Annotated in this window: 11 protein-coding genes; 1 reads left to right on the top strand and 10 read right to left on the bottom strand. The window is 51.7% G+C overall.

Annotated features, from left to right (window positions below):
* Positions 1 to 132: 132 nt before the first annotated feature.
* The 6 genes from kup to PMI17_RS14160 form a co-directional block, all read right to left on the bottom strand.
* A complete protein-coding gene (kup, locus tag PMI17_RS14185) occupies positions 133 to 2,001 on the bottom strand; it encodes a low affinity potassium transporter Kup (RefSeq protein ID WP_009128063.1) in 1,869 nt (622 codons plus the stop codon).
* A 265-nt stretch (positions 2,002 to 2,266) separates the two neighbouring features.
* The gene (locus PMI17_RS14180; protein ID WP_009128061.1) at positions 2,267 to 3,067 is read right to left on the bottom strand and encodes a MetQ/NlpA family ABC transporter substrate-binding protein; all 801 of its coding nucleotides are present in this window, start codon (positions 3,065 to 3,067) and stop codon (positions 2,267 to 2,269) included.
* Between the two features lie 105 nt (positions 3,068 to 3,172).
* Complete coding sequence (locus PMI17_RS14175) at positions 3,173 to 3,964, bottom strand: MBL fold metallo-hydrolase (protein WP_009128059.1); 792 nt, start codon at positions 3,962 to 3,964, stop codon at positions 3,173 to 3,175.
* 142 nt (positions 3,965 to 4,106) lie between these two features.
* Positions 4,107 to 4,628, bottom strand: coding sequence for a GNAT family N-acetyltransferase (locus tag PMI17_RS14170; RefSeq protein WP_009128057.1), 522 nt, complete (start codon positions 4,626 to 4,628; stop codon positions 4,107 to 4,109).
* Positions 4,616 to 4,906, bottom strand: coding sequence for a DUF1778 domain-containing protein (locus PMI17_RS14165; RefSeq protein WP_009128055.1), 291 nt, complete (start codon positions 4,904 to 4,906; stop codon positions 4,616 to 4,618). The genes PMI17_RS14170 and PMI17_RS14165 overlap by 13 nt, the downstream gene beginning before the upstream one ends.
* 133 nt (positions 4,907 to 5,039) lie before the next feature.
* Positions 5,040 to 5,369: a gamma-glutamylcyclotransferase family protein gene (locus PMI17_RS14160; RefSeq protein ID WP_009128051.1), complete on the bottom strand. Its 330-nt coding sequence runs from the start codon at positions 5,367 to 5,369 to the stop codon at positions 5,040 to 5,042.
* 155 nt (positions 5,370 to 5,524) lie between these two features.
* Between PMI17_RS14160 and PMI17_RS14155 the strand changes: the two genes are divergently transcribed.
* A complete protein-coding gene (locus tag PMI17_RS14155; RefSeq protein WP_009128048.1) occupies positions 5,525 to 6,544 on the top strand; it encodes an MBL fold metallo-hydrolase in 1,020 nt (339 codons plus the stop codon).
* Positions 6,545 to 6,573: 29 nt separating this feature from the next.
* Here the strand turns inward: PMI17_RS14155 and PMI17_RS14150 are convergent, their stop codons facing one another.
* From PMI17_RS14150 to PMI17_RS14135, 4 genes are all read right to left on the bottom strand, one after another.
* A complete protein-coding gene (locus PMI17_RS14150) occupies positions 6,574 to 7,119 on the bottom strand; it encodes an RNA polymerase sigma factor (protein ID WP_009128046.1) in 546 nt (181 codons plus the stop codon).
* A gap of 5 nt (positions 7,120 to 7,124) precedes the next feature.
* Complete coding sequence (locus PMI17_RS14145; protein WP_009128045.1) at positions 7,125 to 7,565, bottom strand: hypothetical protein; 441 nt, start codon at positions 7,563 to 7,565, stop codon at positions 7,125 to 7,127.
* Between the two features lie 102 nt (positions 7,566 to 7,667).
* Positions 7,668 to 8,120: a hypothetical protein gene (locus PMI17_RS14140; RefSeq protein ID WP_009128043.1), complete on the bottom strand. Its 453-nt coding sequence runs from the start codon at positions 8,118 to 8,120 to the stop codon at positions 7,668 to 7,670.
* A 199-nt stretch (positions 8,121 to 8,319) separates the two neighbouring features.
* Positions 8,320 to 8,931, bottom strand: a complete 612-nt coding sequence (locus tag PMI17_RS14135) for an SDR family NAD(P)-dependent oxidoreductase (RefSeq protein WP_009128042.1) — start codon at positions 8,929 to 8,931, stop codon at positions 8,320 to 8,322.
* Positions 8,932 to 8,935: the final 4 nt, after the last annotated feature.

Below are 8,935 nucleotides of genomic sequence, written 5' to 3'. Positions count from 1 at the left end.
GCGGTGATGCGCAAACTGGTCCATCTCTGCTTCGGTGTGCTTAAAACACGAGAGCCGTGGAACGAAAACTACGTAGCTACCGCTTGACGTTCAAGACGGTAGCTACGATGTGTGCGGATAACTATTTCTGCGTTAAAACTCGCGCTGCCCACCCAACTCGATCACCCGATTTGGTGGAATATTAAATTGTTCATGCGCACGTAATGCATTGCGCTGGCAAAAGTGGAAGATACCGCCTTTTACCCGCATCAATCCTTTGCGCTTTTTCATCACCAGCGTGTCGTGTGAAGTGAAAAATGAGGCTTCATTCACGGTGCAGCCAAATCCTTCCAGCCCGCATAGATGCAGGATTTCTGCCATTGACGGCGTTTCGCGCCAGCCATAATCAGCGGTGACTTGCCAGAACGACGGCGACAGCGGCTTGATGCTTAAACGCTTCTGATTGTAAACGCGCGGCGTATCGGTGGTGCGAATATGCAGCAGCACCACGCGCTTATGCAGCACACGATTGTGTTTGAGGTTGTGCAGCAGCGCCTGTGGAATCTCATGCTCTTTGCGCGCCAGAAAAATGGCCGTACCGGCGACGCGACTGGGTGGATTGGTCTCCAGCGACCGCACCAGCGCCAGCAGGCTGTCAGGATCGTTATTCAGTCTGCGGATCAGACGATTACGCTCGCTGCTCCACACCAGCATTAATCCCATCATACTCAGCGCCAGTAACACTGGCACCCAACCGCCAGAGAGCAGTTTGATTAGGTTGGCGCCGAATAACGGCACATCAATACTCAACATACACAACAGAAAAATCAGCGCCATCGGCAGCGGCCACTTCCAGTTACGCAGCGCCACCACGCCCGCCAGACAGGCCGTGATCACCATGGTTCCGGTTACCACGATGCCGTAAGCAGAGGAGAGCGCCGACGATTGTCGGAAGGCCAACACAATCACCGTCACCGCCACGAACAGCAACCAGTTGACTAACGGAATATAGATCTGACCGGATTCGGTATGCGAGGTGAAGATAATGCGCATCGGCGGCAGGAATCCCTGACGAATCGCCTGATGCGTTAAGGTATACACGCCGGAAATCACCGACTGGGCCGCAATCACCGTTGCCAGTGTCGACAGCACAATCAACGGAATCTGTCCCCAGGCTGGCGCGAGATTAAAGAACGGATTATTGAGAGCCTGCGCATCGGCGATGACCAATGCGCCCTGACCAAAGTAGTTGAGCACCAACGCGGGCATAGCGATCACCAGCCAGGCCAGCCGAATCGGTGCCTTGCCTAAATGCCCCATGTCGGCATACAGCGCTTCCGCACCGGTTACCGCCAACACCACCATGCCGAGCGCAGCGAACGACAGCGCTTTGTGGCTGAGCAAGAACGTCAGCGCATAAGAAGGATTGAGCGCGTAAAGCACGTCAGGATTGAGCAAGATGCCGCGAATGCCTAACAGCGCAATCGAAACAAACCAGACAAACATCACCGGCCCGAATACCTTACTGACCTTTTCGGTGCCATGTTTTTGAATCATGAACAGTAAGGTAAGAATCACTACCGCCAGCGGCACCACATATTTGCTCAGCGCCGGAGAAACCACTTCTATGCCTTCAATCGCTGATAGCACAGAAATCGCCGGCGTGATGACGCCATCACCGTAGAAGAACGCGCCGCCGATTAATCCGGCCAGTACAATGATGTGGGCTGCCTTCGGGCCAACATGCTGGCGAGCCAGTGACATCAGCGTCAGCACGCCGCCTTCACCATCATGGTCGGCACGCATCACGAAGCAGACATATTTCAGCGTCACGATCAGCGTTAAGGCCCAGAAAATCAGCGACAGGAAACCCATCACCGCCGTGGTTGACACCGCGCCATTAGGTAAAATTGAAAGGCACTCTTTGAGGGTATACAGCGGGCTGGTGCCGATGTCGCCAAACACGATCCCCGCAGCCGCCAGCATGCCCGCAGGCAAGGACTGTTTTTCGCTCTGACTCATAAATTTCCTGTTGATGATCAGGTTTGTGGCTAATGAGGGCGAACATACCTGTTTGCGACCTGAGCGAACAGGGGGCGGCGAATTAATAGACAGCATTTTTACGCCGCAGGTCGATATTTTTACGCCATTTTTATATCGCCGCTCATTTTATGATCTGAGCGTAGCTGATTAATCAATGAGGAAGTGAGAAGGATAAGTTATTGCGGAGGGCGGGAAGTCAAGGAAGCCGCGCAAGGTCAGTTTGCGCGGCCTTTTTAGTGGGCGATTACCAGCCTTTAATAATATCGCCTTTGTAGATTTCGTTGGCTTTATCTAACACTTCCTGCGACTGGAAGGCCTGTTTCAGCTTCTGCACATTGGCGCTGTCTTTATTATCATCACGTGCCACGATGGCGTTAACGTAAGGCGAGGCTTTGCCTTCCATAAACATGCCATCACGCGAGGCGGAGAGATTAACCAGTGCGGCAAAGTTATTGTTGATGATCGACACATACACCTGCGGATCGTCCAGCGTGCGCGCCAGCTGCGGCGTATCGACTTCCACGATTTTCAGCTTCTTCGGATTATCGGTGATATCCAGCGTGGTCGGCAGCAGGCCCGCTTCCGGCTTCACTTTGATCAAACCCTGCGCCTGCAGCAGCAGCAGGCTGCGGCCCAGCGTGGTGGCTTCATTGGAGATGGTCACGGTGGCGCCATCCGGCAGCTCTTTCAGCGACTTAATCTTGCGAGAATAGCCGGCGATCGGGAAGACAAAGGTGTTAGTGACCACGGCAAAGTGGTAACCGCGCTCTTTGGATTGCATCTCAAGATACGGCAGGCTCTGGAAGGCGTTAGCATCAACATCTTTATTGAACAGCGCTTCGTTCGGCTGCACATAATCATTGAAGGCCACCACATCGACATCCAGCTGATATTTGTCATGCGCAACTTGCTTCACGGTTTCCCACAACGCCTGATCAGGTCCGGTATTAATGGCCACTTTGATTTGATTTTCATCATCTTTATTACAGCCACTAAGCAGTGCGACGGACGCAGCCAGCAGCGTCGTGAGTAAAATTTTCTTCATTGCCCGGATCCCCTCTTAACGTAGGAAACGGACTATAGTGGATATCTAGACGTCTGTACATCCATCGGCGGTGCGTTTGCTTACAATTCGATCAGCCATCCCTTGTTATTGCAGGCAGGAGAGATATCTCTCCGCCGACTGCCGGACGACATGTTGCGCATGCGCGAGGATTTCACGATGCTCAAACGCACCGTAAATCTGCTCAAAGGTTAGGGGGGCAAGGCGATGCAGGATGTCGTTCACCGTCGCCGCCGACAGCGGCAGCATATTCGGGTAGCTCCACATAAATGACACGGCATTAGCGCCCGGCGTAACTTGCACAATATCGCCGCTTAGCAGCACGCCGTTGCCGTGCGACCAATGCAACACGCAGCCGCCGGAGAAATGCCCGGCCAGGCGTATCAGCTTCACCTCGGGCACAATTTCCTGCTCATCATCCTGCCAGAGTTTGATATGCGGGCTATCACGCATAATCCATTGGCTGTCGTTAGCGTGCAGATATATCGGCGCATCAAATGCCTCCGCCCAATCTTGCATGCAGCTGTAATAGTGCGGATGGGAAATAGCGATGGCGTGAAGGCCGCCGAGAGCCGTCACGATCGCCTGAGTGGCGTCATCCAGGTTAGCGATGCAATCCCATAGAATATTGCCGTGCGGCGTGCGCAGCAGAAACGCGCGTTGATTAATCGCAAAGGCAGGCACCGTTTGCAGGCTAAATAAGTTGGCGTGATGCTGCTGCCATTTATTGCGATGCGTGCTGAGCAGGCTTTCCAGTGACATCCATTGCTGTCCAGCGGGCGGTACAAATTGCCGCTCGTCTTCACATATTGTGCAGCGATCAATGATGACGCCTTGATCATCATAAGAGGTGCTGCATGCCGTGCAGACTTTGATCATAGTGAACTCCGTGATGGGTTCCGCTAACGGATAAATTCCTATCAGGAGGATAGCAGTGCTTACTCAGATCGTATGTGTTGCAAGCAATGCATTTGAGTTGAAAAAGAAAAGGGCGCATGACCCTTTATCAACATGGGCGCGATTAAAGCAACGCTGGAATACTGGCGACTGGGAAGAAGAACTTCAGTTCGTTATCTTCAGACTTGAGCGGTATAAATCCCATTTTGCGATAGAAAGCCGCAGCGGCATCATCTTTTGCCTCAACCATAACGGAATAAATTCCGACTGCATCCGCCGCATAATAAGCCACGCGCAACGCATCAATGATCAGTTGTGTACCGAAGCCGCGTCGAGCTAAACGTTGGTCAACAGCTAAGCGTCCCAGCGTAATACAAGACGTCTCACGATAAGGAACCTGCTTTTGATAGGCGCGAGTCATATTCGCCTTGGCATAGCTGCCGCCCGACACGGTGTAAAAACCCATTACCTCGGGAATGACATCCTCTGTGACAAGGAGATAGGCTTTAAGTATGTTGTCAGCATGCTGTTTAGCGAGATGTTTTTTAAGAAATTCATCTAACTCGGGTCGACCACAACTGAAGTTTTCAAAGTTAAGCACCCGCTCCGCCGAAAATTTCACAATGGCTAGTTTTACCGTTTCCATTCCCAGGTCGTTTCCTCTCGGCTGAGAGCTGCCGCTCGACGAAGACGTTCATTGGGCGCTGGGGGATTTTCAAGTGCTTCCATGACAGCATTCCATGACTCTTCAGTCAGCTTTATACGGCTATGCTCGCTAATAACATTTGCTGCTCGTTCCAGAGCAGAATCAGCAATGAATTGCGAAACGCTGACGCGGCTGATTTGTGCCGCCGTTTCAATTTCGCTTTTTACATCAGGACTGATACGCAGCTCAAGACGTTCGGTTTTTGCCAAACCTGCCATGATAATTTCTCCAGTTATTCTCATGAAGAACCGAGAATTCACATGAGTGATACAGAATCAGTTCTTGCTGAAGTACGGTATTTCTCCGTACAAGCATGATAAGTACTCCTGCTTGCATTTACAACGGGTCTTTTCACTGTTGCGGCTGCAGCTGATAAATCCACGCCGTTAACTGATTTCCATCGCTGGTGGTGACATCAACGGCCACCCGATCGTAGCCCTCTTCAAACTCATCCAGCATCGGCCAGTGCGGTTCAAGTTGCTCAGAGATGAACAGATAACCTGGCACCTGTGGCCCATTTTGCTGCAAAACGATGCCGGGAAAATCTGCCGCCGCGCCCCAGCCACGCGCGTAGAAGGTCCCTCTAACCGATCCGGCTAGCCATTCACCGCCGATACTTTCCAGAATATGCGCATTGGCGTGGCCTGGCTGCAGTGTTCCATAAACAAATAAGCGTTTCATTTTCCCTCGTAAATTCAAGCAAAACAGTCACTCTAATCGACTGCAGGATTGATGTCATGCGCAGTTAAACGCCAGCACAACACCGCCCAATATGCGATGTGCAACGCAATGAAAGTGGATATTCTGAAGCACCCGCGATCAGAGGTAAAAGATCAATGTTGAATAGTTCGAGCATTTCTCGCTGCAATATTAAAAGCTATCCGCAATCGGCGCAGTTTGATGGCAAAAGGTTTAACAATAAGGTTCCACGCCAGCAGCTGGGATTGGGGAAATTCGTGAAACTGTTCTGGGATTTCACCTTTAACAAGCCGAAAAATACCGTTCCGGATGACGCACTTCCGCTGATCAAGCTTGACGCGCAGCAGCTTGACGCCGCCGCGAATAATAGCGTTTATCGACTCGGGCACTCTTCATTACTGTTTAAAATGCAGGAAAAGTATTGGCTAATCGATCCGGTATTTACTGAGCGCGCATCGCCATTTAAACGCTTCGGACCGAAACGCTTCCAGCCAACGCCCATTCAGCTGGAAGCGTTGCCGCCGATTGAAGGGATCATTCTTTCGCATGATCATTACGATCATCTGGATTATCACACCATCATGCAACTTAAGGATCGCGTGCGTTATTTCCTGACGCCGCTCGGCGTGGGCGATCTAATCACCTCGTGGGGCGTAGCGCCGGAGAAAATCACCCAGCTGGATTGGTGGGAGTCCAAAAATATCGCGGGTATTCAATTTGTCGCAACACCCTCCCAGCATTTTTCCGGACGCGGCATATTTGATGGCAATAAACGTTTATGGTGCTCATGGAGCATCATTAGCGAGGAATTTCGCCTGTTCTTTGGCAGCGACTCGGGTTATTTCGATGGGTTCAAACAGATTGGCCATAAATTCGGTCCTTTCGATATGGCGTTTCTGGAAAATGGTGCTTACGACCGCCGCTGGGCCGACATTCACATGCTGCCGCAAGACACGATTAAAGCCTTCTTAGATCTCAACGCGAAATGGCTATTCCCGATTCATAATGCGACTTTCGATTTGGCGTTTCATCCATGGAACGATCCGCTTAATCAAATCGTCGCGTTAGCGCAGCAACAACAGATAAAACTGTCGATGCCGAAAATTGGGCAGGGCGTACAATTTTTGCAGCCGCAGCAAGCGGAAAAGTGGTGGTAAAAGCGCAACCCGATTGCCAGGCAATCGGGTTATTGGGTGAGTTCGTCGTAGAGATTACGCAGCCGCGTGCGTAAAAACAGTACCGCCTTGTGTTTACGCGATAACAGTGCCTGTACGCTGCAACCGCTCTCCTGCGCCAGTTCGTTATAGCTGTAACCGAGCAGTTCGGTTTTCTCGAACACCTCACGCTGCGCGTCGGGCAATTCCGCTAATGCTTCCTCTAGCTCTTCCCACAGCAGCGCCTTGAGATACTCATCTTCAGGCGTTTGCGGCACGCCAAATAAGGTTTCGGCCAGCTCATCTTCAGGAAAATCGCCATCTTCGCCGCCGCTGAAAAAATCGGCCAACGGCAGCTCACGCTTTTTCCGCGCCCGATCGGTCATTTCATTGCGCGCCGCGCGGAACAGCCAGGCGGCGACATTCTCCACCGGCTGCTCCAGCTGCATCAGCTTAAACGTGACTTCCTGCAAGATATCGTCGGCATCATCACGCACTGCGGTACGACCGCGGATAAACGCTTTCAGCTTAGTTCGACAGGCGGTTATCGCCGACATCAGCAGTGAATCCTGCGCCATCACAACTACTCGGCATCGCTGGGTTTGGCGGCATTCGCCTCTGGCTGCGGACGATCGCCGCGATCATCACGACGATCGTGCCAATCGCAACGTCCTTGATGTCCACGGTGACCAAAGCGATCGCGGCGATGCTGCATAAACTCTTCACGCTGCTCCGGCGTCATTTGCATCCAACGCTCGTGCATGCGACGACGCGCCATGCCGAACATGCCGGGACGAAAACCTAAACCACCAAACAGAATGCGGCACAGTGCCAACAATCCCAGCGCCTGCCAGAAGCCGATGCTTTTGACACCTACAATACCCGGCAGTAGCGCATTCCACAGCGACATCACCAGCAAACCAAGCGCAGCGATAATCACCGCACCCAGCAATAGCGGTTTCGCCAGGCGGTGTCCGCCAAAATGATCTCCACGATGGTGTCTGCGCATATCAAAATCTCTCATTGTTTGTTCCTCATTACATTAACGGATAATCGCTTGTGATGAGGTAGACGAATGAGCGGTGAAGATATTGCTAACTTTTTTTAAAAAAGAGCGTGCTGCCGTTTAAGACGTTCTGCGCTCACGCCAGAAAGCATAGCCACAGACGAGAATAATAAGCGCGGAGGTTAAGGTGTTAATGGACCAAAAGAGGTTTACCAGATACTCGCTAACCATATTCTGCTCTCCACCCGAAAAAGGCGGTGGGTTACTGATTTTAAAGGTAATGATCCACATTACGCTGACTATGACAAAGCGGCCAATTAACCAGGCGATGAGCGGCAGAATAAGTGAGTTAATTTTGCTGAAGTTAGCGTTACGCGTAAGTAATATGAAACAGCCCAACGGCAGCAAATCAGGCACTATATTTGTGGCATAGGAAACAAAGAGCTGCCAGCCAGGGATCTCATAATGTTGGATGACCTGCCACGACAAAATCACCTCGGCAAGTAACGTCCGATAGAGTAATAAAAAGCAAACCAATCCCCATATCGCTGCAACCTTGTATTTTGAGTACATCAGTTAACCATTCCTTAGTTATCGAGCTGGCTACTTTACCTTTATGCTGGATAATCAGTCACGGTTTGATACCAAATCCTTCCCTGGAATAAGATCCTAATCACCGTTTCGCTTTATCGCGGCGCGGACGAATAACGATATCGGCAATTTGCGTATCCTCAGGACTGTCGACGATAAATCTGACCGCGCGCGCCACGGATTAGGCGTCGAGATACTCTTGCGGATTGATCGGTGCGTGGTTACCGGCGCGTGCGCGTGAAGCCTGATTCATCGGCGTATCGGTTGGACCGGGCGCAACTGTTGCCACGCGCACGCCATGCTCGCTCTCTTCGCTACGTAGCGCATGCGCCAGCGCGGTGAGGGCAAATTTTGACGCAGAATAGACCACGTGTCCGGCCAGCGCCAACGTGCCCGAACCGGAGTTGATAAACACCACTTTACCCTGAGATGCGCGCAGGGCGGGCAAGGTCACACGCGTGAGTTCAGCCGGTGCAATGACGTTAACATTTAAGTGCTGTTGCCACAGTTCTGGCGTAGCAGAGAAAGTAGTACTGAGTATTGATATGGCAGCCGAATGTACCAACACATCGACCCGCTCAAGCGTCGCGGCAAAGGCAGCCACGGCGGCAAAATCCGTGATATCCAGCGCCAGTGGAATCACATTGGTTATCGACTCTAATGCCTGTAACGTTTGCGGATTACGTCCGATAGCATACACCTGATGATCGCTCGCCAGTAGTTTTACAGTTTCCAAACCAATGCCGCTGTTGCCGCCGGTAACAATCGCGACCGGTAATGTTGATGTTGTCATAAGT

This window comes from Pantoea sp. GM01 (assembly GCF_000282675.1).
GTDB lineage: Bacteria > Pseudomonadota > Gammaproteobacteria > Enterobacterales > Enterobacteriaceae > Pantoea > Pantoea nemavictus.
This window is presented reverse-complemented; position numbering and strand designations above follow the sequence as displayed.